The organism is Fibrobacter sp. UWR3, assembly GCF_900143055.1.
Classification (GTDB): domain Bacteria; phylum Fibrobacterota; class Fibrobacteria; order Fibrobacterales; family Fibrobacteraceae; genus Fibrobacter.
In genome coordinates this window covers 17,001-34,565 of sequence record NZ_FRCW01000012.1, presented here as the reverse complement: position 1 = coordinate 34,565, position 17,565 = coordinate 17,001, and the positions used below count along the sequence as shown (strand labels likewise).

General features: G+C 49.2%; 15 protein-coding genes and 2 pseudogenes. 5 read left to right on the top strand and 12 right to left on the bottom strand.

The genetic code is table 11. The features are described from left to right. Positions 1-59: 59 nt before the first annotated feature. The 5 genes from BUA44_RS13370 to BUA44_RS13350 all read right to left on the bottom strand — a co-directional run bounded on the left by BUA44_RS13370 (position 60) and on the right by BUA44_RS13350 (position 4,819). Positions 60-671 (bottom strand): GNAT family N-acetyltransferase, encoded by a 612-nt coding sequence (locus BUA44_RS13370; RefSeq protein WP_072813006.1) that lies wholly within the window; start codon positions 669-671, stop codon positions 60-62. A gap of 2 nt (positions 672-673) precedes the next feature. Beyond that, positions 674-829 (bottom strand): hypothetical protein, encoded by a 156-nt coding sequence (locus tag BUA44_RS15755; RefSeq protein WP_173352310.1) that lies wholly within the window; start codon positions 827-829, stop codon positions 674-676. 299 nt (positions 830-1,128) lie between these two features. Further along, positions 1,129-2,364, bottom strand: coding sequence for a YecA family protein (locus BUA44_RS16010; protein ID WP_072813002.1), 1,236 nt, complete (start codon positions 2,362-2,364; stop codon positions 1,129-1,131). 3 nt (positions 2,365-2,367) lie between these two features. Next, a complete protein-coding gene (locus BUA44_RS13355; protein WP_072812999.1) occupies positions 2,368-3,486 on the bottom strand; it encodes an AAA family ATPase in 1,119 nt (372 codons plus the stop codon). Between the two features lie 187 nt (positions 3,487-3,673). Continuing rightward, on the bottom strand, positions 3,674-4,819 hold the full coding sequence (locus BUA44_RS13350) for an alpha/beta hydrolase (protein ID WP_369806420.1): 1,146 nt from the start codon (positions 4,817-4,819) through the stop codon (positions 3,674-3,676). Between the two features lie 135 nt (positions 4,820-4,954). Here BUA44_RS13350 and BUA44_RS16155 point away from each other — a divergent pair. Continuing rightward, positions 4,955-5,008 (top strand): annotated as a pseudogene (locus BUA44_RS16155) (hypothetical protein); the annotation flags it as partial. An 80-nt stretch (positions 5,009-5,088) separates the two neighbouring features. Here the strand turns inward: BUA44_RS16155 and BUA44_RS13345 are convergent. Further along, on the bottom strand, positions 5,089-5,628 hold the full coding sequence (locus tag BUA44_RS13345; protein WP_072812993.1) for a flavodoxin family protein: 540 nt from the start codon (positions 5,626-5,628) through the stop codon (positions 5,089-5,091). A 197-nt stretch (positions 5,629-5,825) separates the two neighbouring features. Between BUA44_RS13345 and BUA44_RS13340 the strand changes: the two genes are divergently transcribed. Continuing rightward, on the top strand, positions 5,826-6,071 hold the full coding sequence (locus BUA44_RS13340; protein WP_072812991.1) for a type II toxin-antitoxin system prevent-host-death family antitoxin: 246 nt from the start codon (positions 5,826-5,828) through the stop codon (positions 6,069-6,071). Next, positions 6,072-6,380 carry a type II toxin-antitoxin system RelE/ParE family toxin gene (locus BUA44_RS13335; RefSeq protein WP_072812990.1) on the top strand — a complete coding sequence of 103 codons (309 nt, stop codon included), beginning with the start codon at positions 6,072-6,074 and terminating at the stop codon, positions 6,378-6,380. It begins immediately after the preceding gene. A gap of 67 nt (positions 6,381-6,447) precedes the next feature. Here BUA44_RS13335 and BUA44_RS13330 read toward each other — a convergent pair. The 4 genes and pseudogenes from BUA44_RS13330 to BUA44_RS13315 all read right to left on the bottom strand — a co-directional run. Then, positions 6,448-6,687, bottom strand: a pseudogene (locus BUA44_RS13330) (DUF1016 N-terminal domain-containing protein); the annotation flags it as partial. A gap of 146 nt (positions 6,688-6,833) precedes the next feature. Next, positions 6,834-7,106: a hypothetical protein gene (locus BUA44_RS13325; protein ID WP_072812988.1), complete on the bottom strand. Its 273-nt coding sequence runs from the start codon at positions 7,104-7,106 to the stop codon at positions 6,834-6,836. A 69-nt stretch (positions 7,107-7,175) separates the two neighbouring features. Beyond that, a complete protein-coding gene (locus BUA44_RS13320) occupies positions 7,176-10,373 on the bottom strand; it encodes a type ISP restriction/modification enzyme (protein WP_072813186.1) in 3,198 nt (1,065 codons plus the stop codon). 701 nt (positions 10,374-11,074) lie between these two features. Then, positions 11,075-11,758, bottom strand: a complete 684-nt coding sequence (locus BUA44_RS13315; RefSeq protein ID WP_072812986.1) for a hypothetical protein — start codon at positions 11,756-11,758, stop codon at positions 11,075-11,077. Between the two features lie 614 nt (positions 11,759-12,372). Here BUA44_RS13315 and BUA44_RS13310 point away from each other — a divergent pair. Further along, positions 12,373-13,254: a LysR family transcriptional regulator gene (locus BUA44_RS13310; protein WP_072812984.1), complete on the top strand. Its 882-nt coding sequence runs from the start codon at positions 12,373-12,375 to the stop codon at positions 13,252-13,254. Between the two features lie 153 nt (positions 13,255-13,407). Then, positions 13,408-14,793, top strand: a complete 1,386-nt coding sequence (locus BUA44_RS13305; RefSeq protein ID WP_072812981.1) for a vWA domain-containing protein — start codon at positions 13,408-13,410, stop codon at positions 14,791-14,793. Positions 14,794-14,807: 14 nt separating this feature from the next. Here BUA44_RS13305 and BUA44_RS13300 read toward each other — a convergent pair whose 3' ends face one another. After that, positions 14,808-16,328 carry a sigma 54-interacting transcriptional regulator gene (locus tag BUA44_RS13300; protein ID WP_083579629.1) on the bottom strand — a complete coding sequence of 507 codons (1,521 nt, stop codon included), beginning with the start codon at positions 16,326-16,328 and terminating at the stop codon, positions 14,808-14,810. A gap of 22 nt (positions 16,329-16,350) precedes the next feature. Next, a complete protein-coding gene (locus BUA44_RS13295; protein ID WP_072812976.1) occupies positions 16,351-17,559 on the bottom strand; it encodes an LL-diaminopimelate aminotransferase in 1,209 nt (402 codons plus the stop codon). Positions 17,560-17,565: the final 6 nt, after the last annotated feature.

The following is a 17,565-nucleotide window of genomic DNA, read 5'->3' as shown; positions in this document are numbered from 1 at the left end:
TGACTCACTATGCCTTTTGCGCATGAATTCACGGAAATAAACACCGAAGTAAAACATCTTTATTTAATATCAATCAAATCAAAATACATCAAACGTGTATGCAAAGGTTTTTCTCCCAGCATTTTCACGTTTATTCCAAGAGCCCTTGCTTCGTTAATTTCGGAACTATAAAGGAATTTGAAATTGTTTTTCTGATAGTAATGAATGACTTCCGGTTTATTGATTGCATCAACGATGATAAACCGGCAACCGGTCTTGTTTTCGTCGCTACGGAACCAAGCCTTGATGAAGTCCATTACTGCAGAGCCAAAACCTTGTTTGGCAAATTCAATATTCGTCCCTAGGCGACCGACCAAAACTCCGGGATAGCGGCGAAGATTCTTCTCGCCATTCTCCGTGACATATTCAATCTTCGCCTTGTCTTCAGGAGCAAGTTGTTTGATTCGAATTGAATCGTTTGATATTGTAAATGCAGCAACGATGCTTTCGGGACGCTCTCTTAGACGAAAGACATAAGTCTTTCCCAAAAGTTTTTCACCGTATAGTCGAAAATCCTCTCTGAAAAATTCGTCAAGGTCTTCATTTCCGCATTTGAAGGGGTTGCAACTTTGCAGCAATTCCGAAGAAAGCCGAGCAAAGGAGCATCGGTTCAAAAATTCGGCAAGGGTCATGTCTAGAAACCTTGTTCGCGGAGGAAATTCCTAACGAGCAGAATTTTATCTCCAAAATCCTGTTTACGCTCGTTCTTTTCGGCGTATTCGGCTTCCTTGAGAAAACGTTCAGCGTCTTCCCCTTGAAGCGTCGGTATGGATCTTATTGCCACTGCCATAGGTTTATTCCTCCGCTAAAAAATAGGTTTTGAATGTCTAATTGTCAATATGGCATTTACGCACATATCCCTAAAATAGCATTTAAAAATGGCAAAAAATGACAAAAAGCAACCAAGGTCACAATTTGTGACCTTGGACAGCAGCGAGAACCGTCGCGGTTTTGTGTCTTTTGCTTACTTCAAGTTCGTCTTGAAGACAAAACATTTCATCTGCAGTTTCCAAATCCGGTATAATGTCATTTCAGCACAAAAACAGCCGCCAATAAACCAAATCCCAGTAAAATAAGTTTCAACAAACCCTAATTCACCATTTTGCCGCAGCACTTCTTGTACTTGAGGCCGCTACCACAAGGGCAAGGATCATTGCGCCCCACTTTCGGCGTCGAGCGAACAACGGCGATATTCTGCTTCATTCCAAAGCCACTTTCTTGAGACGAAGACAATTCATCTGGAACATTTCCGTAAGTAACCCAAAGTCTAGCCTTGTTGTTCAATTCCATAATGGCACTGATAATGGGCGTAATCTTGTCCATATCGATACGGGTAAAGCCGAGTTGCCGACGATACCTTTCAACAATTGCAGCAGGATGTTCCATAGCCATGCGCAAATCGTCCAGAAGGCAGTGAGCATCAAAATCAGCAAAGGCGGGTTTATCCGAATACTTTTTAAAGTGATCGCGGATGGTCTTGAATTCCGCAAGATTTTCATTGATATCGTCCGTATAGTCAAGCCACTCGTTAAATTCCTCATTGGTCGGCCTATAGGGGCGATGGATTTTGCGCTCTTCAATAATGTGCTCAATCACTACAGATGTTTCGACACTCCAGGCGCAAAGGCACACGCCATAGCTCGTAAAATAACGGGTAAACAAACTGCACTCGTTGATTGCCGCAACTCCTTGTTTCTTGGTCAGGGTGCGGTCGACATGGTCCATGTTCCACTTGCTGATGACCGTCTCGGGATTGCATACGCCATAAAGGTTGGCGTAAACCTTGCAATAGTCATGGAACCCTGCCATAGACCGTTTTGTTCCATCCACAATTTCAATAAATTCCTCAGGAACAACCAATGTCAAGTTGTCTTCATCCGTTCCGAAAAGGAACATAAACCCAATAGACAAATTCTGTTCTACGAACTTGAAAATGCGCTCGTCAATGTTCGGGAAATTGAATCTTGCAGGATAACCTTCCGGGAACATTTCCTTGAAGGGAGACTCACCTGCGTATTCATTAAACATAAGGTCCAAGAACAGCGAAAATTCAAAGTCTCCGGAATACTTGACAAAGCTCTCGAATATTTTAGGAATTCGCTTTTTAAGGATTTCGATGTACTCGGCCTTGCGCAATTGTTCTTCGCAAACCTCGTCTTTTTCTAGTTCCGGCGTCGTGCAGAAATGAATATCCTGGACGGAATCCTTTGGGCAAGCATTCAGAAGTTTTGCAAGAGTCTTAGACGGAATCGGTTCTTTGTGGATGCAGTTCGTTTCACGGAGTAAACGGCTACGGTAGTCTTTCGGCAGAGAATTGATGTTCATTTCTTAAAATCTCCTGAACCACTTGTTGAATATGGGGTCGCTGATATAGAGGCCCGTTTCACGCTGTTCCACTATATCTCGGTCTATCAGGGCCTTCTTTATTCGGGGAATATTCGATTTAGTCCCGAGGCGATAGGTCTCCAGCACCTCCTGCGACAGGAAACCGTTATGAATTCCTGCGGCTATCGCTCGAAGCATGTTCATCTGGTAACTGGAAAGCCCCTCTGTCTGCTGCATAAAGAGCGCCGCATTCTGGGCGATGAGTTCATTCATGGCGGTATCAATTATTTCAGAAGTAACTTCGCGTTCCGTGTGCAACATTACCAGCCAGGCAAGCTGTTGCACGTAAGAAGAATAATTTTCCACTTCGCCACAAATTCTTGAAGCCAGTTCCTTGTCGATACGAAGTCCATGCTTCTTGAACTTATCGCAGATAAAGGGAACCCAATTTTCGGTAGAAATGACACCCAGGTAAATCGCGTCGCCAAACTGATAGAATGGCATGCTCTTGTTCTGGAAGATGTTTGTGAGCAGGTGCTTTTTGCTGCCAAACAGACAATACGAAACGTTCTGCTGCAACTGCCATGCACCGCGAAGCCGTTTCTGGACAGAGAGCGAATCCGGAAACTCGCCTATCTGCTGAAACTCGTCAATGCAAACAACGATGCGCTTCTTTTGCTTTTTCGCAATATTTTCGGCCAATTCCAAAATTTGCTCGGGAGCGTATTCCTTCGGAGTGATACCCAGCGAAAGCGAAAATTCAGACGTCGGATCCGGCCCCATGCTGATTTTAGGCGAAACCCGGCTCAAAAAATTCTTTGCATTTTGCAGGATAGAATCAATCTTTGACGAAGTCTGCTGCAAGACTGCGGTCGCAAGTTTATTGTAGAAATCGTATTCGCTGCGACAGTCAAAAATGTCTAAATAAACGACGAGGGCCTTTTTCGGATTCACCAAGCGGCCGACATGGCGAACCAGGGAGGTCTTGCCGATACGGCGATTAGAGATAAGCAAGGTGTTTACCCCATGCTCAAAATTCGCCTTGAGCCTTTTGGTCTCAGCTTCGCGATCCGTAAAGTTTTCGCCCTCAACCGCATAACCATATATAAAAGCGTCGTTCATGGGAACCTCCGCCTATAATATACATTATTTTTCATCGATACACAAGGTTGTGCACCAAAAAGTACACAAAGTTGTGGTCCACAAGGTTGTGTACCAGGCGTTTGGCTTAAATTCAACAAAAAGCAACCAAGGTCACATTTGTGACCTTGGACAGCAGCGAGAATCGTCGCGGTTTTGTGTCTTTTGCTTACTTCAAGTTCGTCTTGAAGAATTCGTTCAGCTTTTCGAAGGGGATTTTTTCCAGGTTGTCGTAGAGGTCCACGTGGGAGGCTCCGGGGATGACGAGGAGTTCCTTGTTGCCGACGGTCTTGCTCCAGTTCTTGGTGGCGTCGAGTTTTGCGGGGACGTCCGCCTTCTTGCCGGTCATCTTTTCGAATGCGCCTTCGCCGAAGTAGCGGCTGTGGGCCTTTTCGCCGTGGATGATGAGCACCGGGTTACGGATTTCGTCGGCGTATGCGAGAAGCTTGGTGTTCATGAGCGAGGTGCCTGCGGAGGCGGCCCAGCCCTTGTTGCTGTTGAGGGAGCGCTTGTGGTAGCCGCGCGGGGTCTTGTAGTAGGCGTAGTAATCCTTGACAAAGTAAGGAGCGTCGTTCGGGAGCGGGTCCACCACGCCGCCGGCCAGGTCGTAGGTGCCGTTCTTGAAGTCCTTGGTGCGCTGGGCCATCAGAGCCTTGCGAGCCTCGTTGCGGGCGTCGGCGTTGTTTGCAGAATCGAAGTAGCCGTTCGCGGTTACGCGGCTCATGTCGTACATGGTCGAGGCAACCGTCGCCTTTACGCGGGTGTCGATGCCGGCGGCGTTAATCGCCATGCCGCCCCAGCCGCAAATGCCGATGATGCCGATGCGTTCCGGGTCAACGTTGTCGCGGGTCGAGAGGAAGTCCACGGACGCCATGAAGTCTTCGGTGTTGATGTCCGGGCTGTTCATGTAGCGCGGCTCGCCGCCCGATTCGCCGGTGAAGCTCGGGTCGAACGCAATGGTCAGGAATCCGCGTTCCGCCATCTGCTGGGCGTAAAGGCCGCTGGACTGTTCCTTGACGGCACCGAACGGGCCCGAGACTGCAATCGCCGGGAACTTGCCGTTCACCTTGAGGCTCGTGTCCTTGGGCACGAACATGTCGGCGGCGAGTTCAATGCCAAAGTGGTTCTTGAATGTGACCTTGGAATGTTCGACCTTGTCGCTCTTGGGGAAAACCTTATCCCATTCGGCGGTGAGCGTAAGCTTGTTCATATTTTCTTCCTTTGTCTGTTGTGCTGCTTCTGTTGCGGACTGCGCGGCCGGCGTGGCGGCACCTTGCGCGGCAGCATTGTTTTCTTTTTCGGGGGAGCATGCCATCAGGGTGCATGCGGAAACCACGGCAAACGCCGCTTTAAAGAATCTGGATTTCATGATTTATCTCCTATTTAAAAATTCAACTCATCTCGTCATGTCCGCGCAGGCGGACATCTTAAGATTCTCGCCTTCGCGAGAATGACGAACTACAATTTCGCCTTCGCGAGAATGACGAACTGCAATTTCGCCTTCGCGAGAATGACGAACTGCAATTTCGCCTTCGCGAGAATGACAAAAAGCAATCCAGCCTTCGTGAGAATGACTTTATTGTATTACACTTTCTTTCCCATGGTGAACGCCTTTTTCAGGAGCGCGGAATTCTTCTTGACGTCGCCTGCGCTTTCGGCACCCGTGGCGCAGAGGGCGCCCTTGAGCTTCACGCCATCGAAACAGGCTATCCACCCACCAATGCCGCGCTTCGCGATGTTCATGGCCTTCGCGTCGGTGTCGGCGGCAGAAGTGAGCAGGTATATTTCGCGGAACTTGTAATCGCTGGAATAGAGGGAATTCGCGCGGTCGAGCATCGTCTTGAGCTGGCCGCTCATCTCGTAATAGTAAATGGGTGTGGCGAACACGATGACGTCCGCCGATTCCATCTTCTTGGTGATGGCGGGAGCGTCGTCCTTGATGACGCACTTGCCCTTCTTCTGGCAAGCGAGGCAGCCCATGCAAAAACCGATCTTCTTGCCGCGCAGCGACTCGAATTCCACCTTGTTGCCCGCCTCGGCGGCACCCTTCGCGAACTCCTGCGCCAAGGTTTCGGAGTTACTTCCCTTGCGCAAGCTGCTGGACAAGACCAATACTTTTTTCATAGGTTCCTCTCGGTTGAATTCTTTACATGTTCAAATATACCTTCATTTTTCAGATATTGCAAATACTTTGTTTTCATAACTAGATATGCCTGCAAGACATAGATTTAAGGCAGAAAACTCGCAATACGGCGCGTACTTCGTTGAATTTTACTTGCAATTATTCTTAAAATTTTGTATTTTAGGAAAGGAGGTTCCCCATGCCCTGTATTTTGCCAGTTTCTGATTTGCGCAATTATAACGAAGTTCTTCAGAACGTGACCGAAGATTCTCCAGTCTTTTTGACTAAGAACGGCCGCGGTTGTTACGTTGTAATTGATATCAAGGAATACGAACGCATGGTCGCCGAACTAAAGCTACAGAAGGCTCTTGCCGAAGGCGAACGCTCCGCCGAACAGGGACGATGGCTTTCCGCCGCTGATGTGCGGAAAAAATACGAGGTCTAGATGCCCTCCGTCGTATTTTCGCCAAAAGCCGTCGAAGATTTAGACGGTATCAAAGCTTATATCGAAACCGAGCTGGGAAGTCCCAAGGCGGCGAACGAAAAACTCATTGAAATTCTTGATGCCATTGACAACTTAGCCGTCTTCCCTGAGATCGGCCCTTCGTTAAGAGGTAAGGTAAATAGCTTGACGAAGTTTCGTTGCCTTTCTGTCAGCGGGTATTTGGTCTTTTACCGGAACGAACGTGATAAAGTTTTTGTCATTCGAATTTTGAACAGTCGAATGGATTACCTGAAGATTCTGGGATTGTAATGTCGGGAACGGCAAAAAAACTGGCAGAATTTTACGGAACGACACACCATCTTTGAGCCTTCTTTTTGGAATCGAACTGCCTTTTGAGTTCCCGCAGGCTCCAATTCGAGTTTTTCGCCTCAATTTCGTAGAATTTCCGTTCATCGGGATTATCGATACGCATCAGGAACAAGTAATGGGACCAGCTCAAGACGAATTGGTCAGACACCGTCTGACCAATTTGATAAGTCAGATAGAAATCCCGCATCTGCTTCAAGTTCGTCATAGAAAATCCCTTACCATAATTTGCAGTAAGTCTAGCAGAAATACGATATTTCGTTGAAATGAGCAATCCATTTCGCAACAACATCCTCATGACGAGCTTCAATAATCCGAAGAATATTTTGCAAGACATGTACCGGTTCCAGAGGAACACCTTCGTTGGACCAGAAATAAACCCAGAAAGATCCTATCTTAAAGATTTGCGGCATTGCTGAACCCACCTCTCTGAGAAAATTCCATTATCAAATGAGCCGTAGATTCAATCACCTTCTTATAGCGATTGATTTCCTCATCTGAAAAACCGAATATATCTTCCCATGTATAGGAGGGTAAATAGCATGTCGCCCGATGGAAGCCGTCTTTTGCGTCGGGCTTTTCGATGTACACCTTAACGCGGCCATCCTTGCCCATTTCGGAATGGACAATTTCCGCGTTGTCGTCAAGTGTCATGAAGGGGTACATCATATTGCTTGATGGCAATATAACATTTTCAGGCCTTGTTTGGCTAGTATTCATCTTTCCTCCAAAAAGTAATTACGCTTTTTTATCGAGTTCCTGCATCAAATTGTGGGTTTCGATAAGGATAGCGATGATTTTGCGGTAATGCGAGATATCGTCGAAGGTAAGGGTGCGGTTTTTGCGGTCTTTGAGCCACTTTTGTGCGGGTTGATAGCCACCGATGTAGAAGTTCCAGGCTAGTTCAGGAACGTTCGCAAAATACTGCGCCTTGTTGATGTAGACTTTTCCGCCAATATCTTCCCCGACTTGGTCGGGGATCTCCTTTTCAAAACGAATATCGCTTACAACATTATCGCCTTCGATGTCGAAGGAGGTCGCCTGCGGTGGAATTTCTTCCATCAGGTGCAATTTGCGGAGTTTATTGCCAATGGAGGCAATGCGTTCAAAATCCTCCTTGTTTTCAGGATAAGGAATACGCGGAAAATCAATTTTAAGGAATTCCTTATATTTTTCACGATAGGACGGTGTATGGAGAACGCCGTAGATGTAATCGAATACTTGTTCTGGAGTTGTAATATGCGAACGATTGTCACCCTGGAGAGGCGACGCCTCGATAGGGTCCATGGATTCTATCGGCCCTCGGCCTCCAGAATGACATTCATCTAGGCATGCGTCGATCTTATGCCAAATTTTCTCGTCTAGATTGGGCTTGCGGGTTTCGCCGAGTTGTTCTTCACCTTCGGTAGGGTAAAGGTAGAGCGGGAAAACATTGGCGTTATCTTTAGAAGAAAGCAATGTTTTATCTGTAATTTTATCAGTAATAAAGACGGTTAGGCCTTCATCGCGGCTATTAATTCGTATAAGACATAGACCGTAATTATCTTTTTCAAAATTTTTTGCTAGAGATTCTCTTGCTCTTGCCAATTTTGATGTATCATAATAAAGATATTGTTTGTCAAAAGGTCTATACAAAACTTTTCTCACAAATTCTTTACCATAATATCCATATTCAGTGGAAATATTATCCTGTAAATCTTTTATAGATTCGCTTACAAGAATTTTGTCCTTGCCTGTTGTAACGCCCATTGAATTCATCTTAAACAATTCATTTGCGGCAAATCCTTTTTCGTACTCGTCTTTTCCAACTTCACTTTTAGGCACAAAGAAATATTGCGGGCCTTGAGGATTTAATTTTTTCCACTTAATATTTTTGAATGGAGTGTCTGCTAAAAATGTGTATTTTTCAAAGCGTTTGCCAAAGAGTTCGTAGTGATATACTTTAGCTAGAGATCCTTCGACTTCGCCCTTACGGGCTTCGCTCAGGATGACACTCTGTTTTTTCTTAACAAAAATGTTAATGCTTACACCCTGCATGATGTCAAAAACATTTTCGTCTTTACCCCCATCGGGTGCAGTTTCTTTCTTTTTCGAATTGCCATGCAAATCAAGTGTATAGATTTCATCAAACGCTTGTAAAAGGCTCCAACGCATTCCACGAAATGTCGGGTTATCCAAAAATCCGTGAGGGTTGATAAATGCAAGAACACCCTCTCCATTCTTTTTTACAAAATAATGCCCAAGACGTATAAATTTTACATAATCATCGTTAATCCACTTTGGATTTCGTTCATTCAATTTTTCCTTTCCACCAGGCTCTTTTTTATAATCCTCCAACAAATGCATTATCCATTTGCCATTATTGGAACTTTCTCCGCTATACGGTGGATTTCCAATCATCACCATTACGGGTGTATCGCGCTTGACAAGGTTTGCCTCGTTCGCTTCTTGCGCCAGCCATTGTGCAAACAATGTTCCCGTATCGTGGTCACATTCTTCAAGGGAATTGGTAAGAAATATGCGGAGTCGCTTGTCCTGCCTTGCCTTGTAACCCGTCTGCGCCAGCACCATGTCCAATTTCAAATGCGCAACGGCGTATGGAGCCATCATGAATTCAAAACCGTTCAGGCGCGGGAGTAGGTGTTCTTCCACATAGTTTTGCCAAGCGCCCTTCCGATTTTCCATACCGGAATATATCTTGCGGACCACTTCGGCAAGGAATGTGCCCGTTCCAGTTGCAGGGTCGAGAATTTGAACTTTATGGTATTCCCGCGTTTCGTATTTCTTGTGGTCTTTGGTGCGATTGTCCGTGTATAGGTTCGAAGTTTGACGAATCGTCACCTTGCTCGTGTCGGCAAGACCATCACTCAAATTGAATCGGGATTTCAGAATTTCATCAACGGCATTGACGATAAAGTGGACAACGGGTTCGGGCGTGTAATAAACGCCACACGCCTTTTTCTGCTTGGGGTCGTAATAGCGCAGAAAATCTTCGTAGAAGTGAATCATGGGGTCGGCTTGACCCGTAGCCTTTCCAAAATTCTTCATGACCTTCGGCATATCCGTCACCCGGAATGTTTCTGCCAGGTCATCTACAATCCATGCGATGCTTGTATCTACATCAAAGGTTGCCACATTTTGGAAAACCTTGCGTAAGAATGGATTTGTTTTGGGGATTAATTCCGCCGCTTCAGCGCGACTGAACGTGTCGGGAGTGTCGTCGTGGAGTCTTGCCGCAAACATTCCATAGCAGATTGTCTGTGCGTAAATATCGGCAAATTGCCGTTCCGTCAAATCGTGAATCAGCACCTTCTGGAAAGACTTCCATTGTCCCGCCAGTTCGCTCGTCTTTTCGCTATCGGTTTCGAGAGTCTTTTCAATTACCTCGGCAAGGAGGCGCGCCTTGGCCGCCATCATTTGCGCCAGCTTCGTAGAGCTCGTAATCTTCTGTGGCGTTGATTCTGCAATGTGCGCCACCATTTCCAAAAACATCGGGACATTGGTGTCTATCAGCGCAATCTTATTTCCTTTGATTTCCGCAATACGAATGCTATTGATGAATTCGCCGTTTTCATAAAGATGAAAATCAAGGTAATCCGTGAAAAGGATATGGTCTAGCGAGTTCTTATAGCGGTTGAACTGTTCCTTGTGCTGGCGGTTGCCATCCAGGTCACTATCGCCAATGTCTTTAGCCTCTACGAAGGCAACAGGAATCGATGTTGCACCTTTCCCTTTCGCGATAATGTAGTCCGGAGCTCCGCACTGGATGCGGCTCGGTTCGTTGGTGATGGTGAATTTGGGGAGCAAGTCGCTAAGGAGTTTCGCAAGTGCCGGGCGGTAGCTGTGCTCTGTCGCCTTGCCCGTAGAAAACTGCTTGGAAACCTCGTCGATGTATTGTGCGACGGCTTGAATCTTGCTCTTGTCCAAATCGGCCATGGTGGCTCCAGCGTTGCGAGAGTCGTTCCATTCTAAGCCATAATTAAGCAATGGATTCTATCGCTACGCCTAACGGTTTCGCTCCAGAATGACATTCCACACTTTTCCATAAACAAAAAAGGCGTGGAGTCGTAGGCTTACTGGCTCTAAGGGCTACCACACCCCGTCGTACAATAAGCACAAACGACCCACGCCCCAGATGGGACGTGAGCGTTCGTCTTATTCTCGTACGACTTAAAAGTGGTAGTTTTAGAGCCAAGAATAAGAGACGAATCTCAAAATTTCCGGTCGCTCCGAACCATTCGGTACGGAGCTATGTCATGGGGAAATATATATAAATATGCGAGAGGAAGATCCTCGCCTACGCGAGGATGACGAGAGAAATCGCGAGGATGACGAGAAAAGACGCGGGGATGACGAGAGAAATCGCGAGGACGACAAAAATGGACGGCAACCGCTATTTTTGAGGCTTTTTGTGACTCGCGGAATTGTCGTTACGAACACTGGAGGTGTCCGTAGCCGAGTTCTTCCGTTTTTCGTCTCTTAGATAGCGTAATTTTTGATAATGGACTTTTCGTTGTTCGTCTGTCAAAGATGAATCGCGCAAGATGGAACGTTCGCTTTGCGCATCCGTATAGCAGCAAGCAGACGAGTCCTTTTGATTCACGACAGGATGCACGGCGAGTGCAAGCAAGAAAGCCTCACTCAAGATCCATTTCGTCAATGAACATCTTGTAATCATCGAAAAGTTCCTCTTCAATGCTAGGACAACCATAATATATATTTTCTTCGTTTTCCATGTCATCCAAGTATTCGTCAAAGTCTTCCACACGGTCCTTCATGAAGTCAAATCTGGAGTAGTCCGGATCATACTTGTAGTCGAGCCAAGCCTTTATCTTCATGGCAATATCGTTTCTGGACAGTTGCTGTTCCGATTGCCTAGCATGATTATACACCTTCTGACCGTAAATGTATGCAAGATTGTACGGGAGGCTATGGGCCAAGAAATGCTTGTATTCATGCCCCTTAACCATGGGCTTGAGATAGTAATAATTGAAAGGATCGAGATATTGCCTACTTCCCAGACCGGGATATGTCGTCAGCTGAACTAAAGAACTGTCTTTACCGTTATCAAGGACGCTTTGAGCCAAATCATGCACATCAAGCATTTCCGCCGCAGGATTGACACTCCAGTTCCTCATTTCTCCTCCAAAAGGATGCGGAAGAGACCTAAACGCGGGAACTTCCGTAATCAGAGGTTTTAAATACTTTATATGTAATTCTTGCAACAGGCGCTTAGCGAGATAGCTCTCAATATCTTCGATTCGCTTTCTGCAAGCATAATTCCTTACGACTTCTTTAAGAAAGTTTGCATAATCAGCCATAACAGGCTCCTTTATCGGACCATTGTGAAACCTAACAGCAACAGGTCCAATGTTGCCGTTTGGGTGAATTGCCCTTATTCACGCGCATTTTTTAGGAGTAAAAAAGGCGTGGCGTCGAATGCACTTACCGAAATGGAGGCTCTGGTAAACCTAATACACAATAAGCACAAACGACCCACGCCCGAAAGGGTGTGAGTGTTCGTCTTACTCTCGTGTATTTTGAAAATTTACCAGATTTCCACTTCGAGAATAAGAGCTAACTCTAAGTTGAACTCGCGCCCCAGACCGCAAGGAAAGGGGCTATGTCTGTGGGAAATATATATAAATATGCGAGAGGAAGATCCTCGCCTACGCGAGGATGACGAGAAAAGACGCGGGGATGACGTATGGAAAGAAGATCCCTGGTCAAGCCGGGGGTTTTAGGGGGCGGAGCCCCTTAGGCGAGGGGGTGCTAGAAGACTTGCCCTGGACCCTATCGCTGCGCTCCAGGGTGACAACAGGGCAAGGCTGCAAGCAGGGGGACTCCTCCCCCGCCAAATCAATCAGTTATTCCTTTTGGGCTTTATTTTCGCAATTTCATACCTGCGGGGCTTGAATTTTATTAGTTTTCGGGTATGGAACTTCGAGTTTTACGGTATTTTCTGGAGGCGGCGCGGTTGGGGAATGTCTCGCGCGCGGCGGATAATCTTTGCGTGACGCAGCCGACGGTGAGTCGCCAGCTCAAGGAGTTGGAGGAGGAACTGGGCGAGAAGCTTTTCGAGCGCACGAATTACGCGATTCGGCTCACGCCTGCGGGGGAACTCTTGCGGGAGCGTGCGGAGGATATCCTTTCGATGGCGGACAGGACGGTGCAGGATTTCAAGTCGCTGAAGGAAGACGAGGTGGTGGGTGAAATCGCCATTGCCTGCGCGGAATCGCGGAACGTGAGCTTTCTTTCGAAGTGCATCGGGATTCTCCGGGACGACTATCCGAAGATTAAGTACAACTTATATTCGGGCGACAGCGAGCGCGCCCTGGAAAAGCTGGACAAGGGCATTTTCGATTTCGCGGTGGTTGTAGACAACGTTGATTTGGAGAAGTACAACTGCCTTGCGGTGCGTTCGGTGGACCGCTGGGGCGTGGTGATGCGTCGTGACGACCCTTTGGCCAGGCGGGATTTTATTGAGCCGAAGGACTTGCTCGACAAGCCGCTGTTGGCGTCGCGCCAGGCGATGGTGGCGGATTTGCCGAAGTGGTTCGGCGACGATATTTCGAAGCTGAACGTGATTGTGGGGCTGGATCTTTCGTACAACGGTTCGGTGCTTGCCAAAGAGGGCACGGGCTACCTGCTCACTTTCGACGGCCTGGTGGATACGAGCCGCAGTTCGCGCCTGTGCTTCAGGCCGCTCATGCCCGAGCTCACCACCAACATGTACATCATTTGGCGGCGGGGCCAGCAGTTCACGCGGGCGGGCGAACTTTTCCTCGATACGCTCCGGCACGTGCTGGGGGAATAGGCGCCCCCTTCGCCGGTATATGAAACGTACTGTTTCATACAAAGGCATTTTCATCAATTTTTCACAAATGAAATCATAATTTTTGCTTTAAAATCATTGATTTTGTTTCATAAGCAAGGTATATTTATAAAAAACGCAAGAAGGAGAAGCCTTATGAAAACGAAAATCCTACCCATACTGACAACAGCATTCACGTTGTTGTGTGCCGCATGCAGCGACGACAGCACCAGCAACGCAATTACCGGCAACGATGACGATCACGGCTCCGTAATCGCAGGCAATGAGACCGTCAACACATTCGAGACTCCCGGCACCGGTAAAGAATATGACTGGGGCGGCGAGATAAGCGAATCAATTACATCGGATTTCTCGTCCAGGGATGCGGATATTGCCGGAGCCGCGCCCTCGACCGACGCGAAGAACTCTTTTGATGTTGCTGAACCTAGCCTCGACCTTGGAGAGCCTGGAGACATTGAAGGGCACTGGGGCGGAGTTTCAAACGAAAGGATGTCGGGACTGCTCACGGCCGGCGAGTGGAACGACCTGGACAACTGGAATTCCTGGATCGCGACCCTCGACAGCACCAACTACAAGACAATGCCGGATTACTGGGAATTTTTCCCGAACAAACTAGTTGCCGTGAAGGTCATAGACGGCAGCGAGTCGGGCATCGCGAACGTGCGTGTAGAACTCCTCAAGGGCGACAAGGTGGAATTCTCCACCAAGACCGACAACTCCGGGTTCGCTTACTGCTGGGCAAGCCTGTTCAGCAACGACGCACAGGCCACAGGAGAAGAAGAATTCTCGCTGAAGGTCGACGGCAAGGTTTCTGAAGCAGCAGTCAAGGTGACCAGCAAGGACGACGAAACCATCAATGTCAACATCATCACGAGCGACGCCAAGAAGGCCGAAGCCTCTGCAGACATCGCGTTCATCGTGGATGCCACGGGGTCTATGGGCGACGAGATAGCCTTCCTCAAGTCCGACCTCGAATACATCATCGACCACGCCAGTACCGGCAACAATGTGAATCTGCGCACGGCGGCGCTTTTCTACCGCGACCAGACCGATTCATACATCACACGCGGCCAGAATTTCGCCAGCGACGTCACCACGACCCGCGAATACATTTCCAAGCAGTACGCAAACGGCGGCGGCGACTACCCCGAAGCAGTCCACTCCGCACTAGAATCTGCACTGCAAGACCTTTCGTGGAACGAATCCGCACGTGCACGCATCGCGTTCCTCATCCTCGATGCACCCGCGCACCACGAGAGCGACGTAATCGAAAGCCTCCAGAAATCCATCAAGGAATTCGCGAAAAACGGTATCAAGATTATCCCGGTGGCGGCAAGCGGTGTCGACAAGGATACGGAATTCATGCTGCGTTTCTTCGAAGTCGCAACGGGCGGCACGTACGTGTTCATCACCAACGACAGCGGAATCGGCAACGACCATATCGATGCCAGCGTCGGTGACCACGAAGTGGAAAAACTCGCCGACCTGATGATTCGCCTTATCAAGAAGTACACAGAATAACCGGAATCTAGCCGCTAGCGGCCGGACTTGATTCCGAGCTTATTCATGCGGTAGTTCATCATACGCGGGGAAACCCCGAGATCACGGCCAGCGGCGGAAATATTTCCGTCGTTGCTTTTTATTGCCTCGGTAATTATTTCGCGCTCGTAGTTTTCCATGAGAACCTCGAGCGTCGCGTTCTTTTCGCCAAAGCGCGCCACGTTGCCCGTACTCAGGCTCGTCTGGAGCGAAGGCGGCAAGTTGTAACTGTGCACGCAATCGTCCGTCGCAGTAAGTACAGCACGTTCCATGCAGTTTTCGAGTTCGCGCACGTTGCCCGGCCAGTGGTAGCTCATCAGCAGGTTAATCGCAGTCGTAGAAAGACGCACGATTTTCTTGCCGTAGCGCAGGTTCATCTTCTCGATAAAATGTTCCGCGAGCAAAATGATATCGGACTTGCGCTTTGCCAGGTCGGGCATCGATATCGGGAAGATGTTCAGGCGGTAGAACAAGTCTTCGCGGAACTTGCCCTGCGCGATGAGTTCCTCGAGGTTACGGCTTGTCGCCGCAAGGAACCGCACGTCGGAACGGAGTTCCTCGTTACTGCCCACACGGCTGAAGGTACGTTCCTGCAAAAAACGCAGGAGTTTCACCTGGGTCTGCATCGTAAGGTCGCCAATTTCGTCAAGGAACAGCGTACCGCCATTTGCCGCTTCGGCACGGCCAATGCGGCGATTCACCGCGCCCGTAAACGCGCCCTTCTCGTGGCCAAAGAGTTCGCTTTCCACAAGGTTTTCCGGAAGAGCCGCGCAGTTGAGAGTAATAAAAGGCTTATCCTTCCTTGCAGACAAGTTCACAATCGCGCGGGCAATCATTTCCTTACCCGTACCGCTACCGCCACGGATAAGCACGGTCGCATCGCTCGGGGCCACCTGGCGCACCTGCTCGTACACATGGCGCATCTCGCTGCAGTTGCCCACGAGGTCGCCCGGGTTGTTCGAGAGCATGTCGCGGAGTTTGCGGTTCTCCTCGAGCATGGCCTCGTGCTCCTTGTGCATCTCGAGGCATTCGTTCGCCGCATCGCCCGTGATATTCGCGATAATCTCGAGCAGGGCAACGTCGCGGTCCAGGTCAGTCGTGCCGTCCACGGGGCGGTCGATCGATAGCGTTCCGATAACCTCTCCATCGTGAACGAGCGGCACGCAGATGAACGCCACCTGAAAGTCGTAATGGCGGCTCCCCGTGCGGTTCAAGAAGCGGGAATCCTTGCGCAGGTCAGGAATCACGTGACTCACACCGCGTTCGGCAACATGGCCCGTAATGCCCTCGCCCATGCGGTACAGGCCTTTCTGTTTTTCGGATTCGTCAAGACCGCGCGAGGCTTCAATCTTGAGGGTGTCGCCGAACAGGAGCGCAAACGTGCCGCGCAACATGCCGAGTTCCGTTTCCAGAATACCAAGAACGTTTTCCAACAACTTCTCCACGTTGCGTTCGTGAATAATCGCAACGCTAATCTTTTGGATAACCGAGATTTCTGGACCTATGGGTGTTGACATATGTGACATAAGATAGCAATTCCTACAATTTTTGCCGGATTCTCTTGAGGGCCTCGCAGGTGCGTTCGTAGTCACCGAAGGCGGTCAGGCGGAAATACCCTTCGCCGCAGGGGCCAAAGCCGCTGCCTGGGGTGCCCACAACCTCACAGGTGGCAAGCAGGCGGTCGAAGAAGTCGAAGGACTTTTCGCCGTCAGGAATCTTCCACCAGATGTACGGGGCATGCTCGCCGCCGAACACCGTGTAGCCCGCCGCGGCAAGTTCCTTGCGGATAACACCCGCGGTCTTCATGTAGCCCGCAATAACGGCCTTCGTCTGCTGCCAGCCGACCGGCGAATAGATGGCCTCGGCTGCACGCTGGGTCACGTAGCTCACGCCGTTGAACTTGGTGCACTGGCGACGGTTCCACATGGAGCGGAGCTTGGAAAGTTCGTGCGGGATTACCGTGTAGGCGCAGCGCACGCCGGTAAATCCGGCAGTCTTGCTGAAGCTCCTAAACTCGATGGCGCAGGTGCGGGCCCCCGGAATCTCGAAGATGGAATGCGGGAGGCTTTCGTCCTGGATATAGCAGTTGTAGGCACCGTCGAAGAGTATTATCGCGCCGTTCTCGTTCGCGTAGTCCACAAACTTCTGGAGCGTCTCGCGGCTGAGCACCGTACCCGTCGGGTTGTTCGGGCTGCACAGGTAAATCATCTGCACCGGGTTCTTGGGCAGGTCGGGCTGGAAGTTGTTTTCCGCTGTCGATGCAAGGTAGGTGACCTTAGAAAAATGTCCGTCATCTTGCAACACGCCGGCGCGCCCTGCCATCACGTTCGAGTCGAGATAGACCGGATAGACAGGGTCCGGGATGGCAATTTTTACATTTTCTGTAAAAAGTTCCTGGATGTTCGCAACGTCGCACTTGGAACCGTCACTCACGAAGATATCGTCCGGATCCATCTCGATACCGCGGGAGGTGTATTCGCCCGCGACAATCGCCTGGCGCAAAAAGTCGTAGCCCTGCTCGGGCCCATACCCGCGGAAACTCCCCTTCTCGGCCATCTCGTCAACAGCCTTGTGCATGGCCTTGATGACCTCAGGGATAAGCGGCGTAGTCACGTCGCCGATACCCAGGCGCACGATGTCGGCATCGGGCTTCTTTGCCTGGTATTCGGAAATTTTCTTTGCGATGGTAGAAAACAAGTAGCTACCAGGCAGCAAGTCGTAGTTTGTATTGATGATTGCCTCGTTCATAATTTT

What these genes read in the sequence shown, in the direction of transcription:
- BUA44_RS13370 (WP_072813006.1), bottom strand. Translation starts at nt 671, where the DNA reads ATGACCCTTGCCGAATTTTTGAACCGATGCTCCTTTGCTCGGCTTTCT.
- BUA44_RS13295 (WP_072812976.1), bottom strand. Translation starts at nt 17,559, where the DNA reads ATGAACGAGGCAATCATCAATACAAACTACGACTTGCTGCCTGGTAGC.
- BUA44_RS13300 (WP_083579629.1), bottom strand. Translation starts at nt 16,328, where the DNA reads ATGTCAACACCCATAGGTCCAGAAATCTCGGTTATCCAAAAGATTAGC.
- BUA44_RS13325 (WP_072812988.1), bottom strand. Translation starts at nt 7,106, where the DNA reads ATGATGTACCCCTTCATGACACTTGACGACAACGCGGAAATTGTCCAT.
- BUA44_RS13310 (WP_072812984.1), top strand. Translation starts at nt 12,373, where the DNA reads ATGGAACTTCGAGTTTTACGGTATTTTCTGGAGGCGGCGCGGTTGGGG.
- BUA44_RS13340 (WP_072812991.1), top strand. Translation starts at nt 5,826, where the DNA reads ATGCCCTGTATTTTGCCAGTTTCTGATTTGCGCAATTATAACGAAGTT.
- BUA44_RS15755 (WP_173352310.1), bottom strand. Translation starts at nt 829, where the DNA reads ATGGCAGTGGCAATAAGATCCATACCGACGCTTCAAGGGGAAGACGCT.
- BUA44_RS13355 (WP_072812999.1), bottom strand. Translation starts at nt 3,486, where the DNA reads ATGAACGACGCTTTTATATATGGTTATGCGGTTGAGGGCGAAAACTTT.
- BUA44_RS13320 (WP_072813186.1), bottom strand. Translation starts at nt 10,373, where the DNA reads ATGGCCGATTTGGACAAGAGCAAGATTCAAGCCGTCGCACAATACATC.
- BUA44_RS13350 (WP_369806420.1), bottom strand. Translation starts at nt 4,819, where the DNA reads ATGGCATGCTCCCCCGAAAAAGAAAACAATGCTGCCGCGCAAGGTGCC.
- BUA44_RS16010 (WP_072813002.1), bottom strand. Translation starts at nt 2,364, where the DNA reads ATGAACATCAATTCTCTGCCGAAAGACTACCGTAGCCGTTTACTCCGT.
- BUA44_RS13345 (WP_072812993.1), bottom strand. Translation starts at nt 5,628, where the DNA reads ATGAAAAAAGTATTGGTCTTGTCCAGCAGCTTGCGCAAGGGAAGTAAC.
- BUA44_RS13335 (WP_072812990.1), top strand. Translation starts at nt 6,072, where the DNA reads ATGCCCTCCGTCGTATTTTCGCCAAAAGCCGTCGAAGATTTAGACGGT.
- BUA44_RS13315 (WP_072812986.1), bottom strand. Translation starts at nt 11,758, where the DNA reads ATGGCTGATTATGCAAACTTTCTTAAAGAAGTCGTAAGGAATTATGCT.
- BUA44_RS13305 (WP_072812981.1), top strand. Translation starts at nt 13,408, where the DNA reads ATGAAAACGAAAATCCTACCCATACTGACAACAGCATTCACGTTGTTG.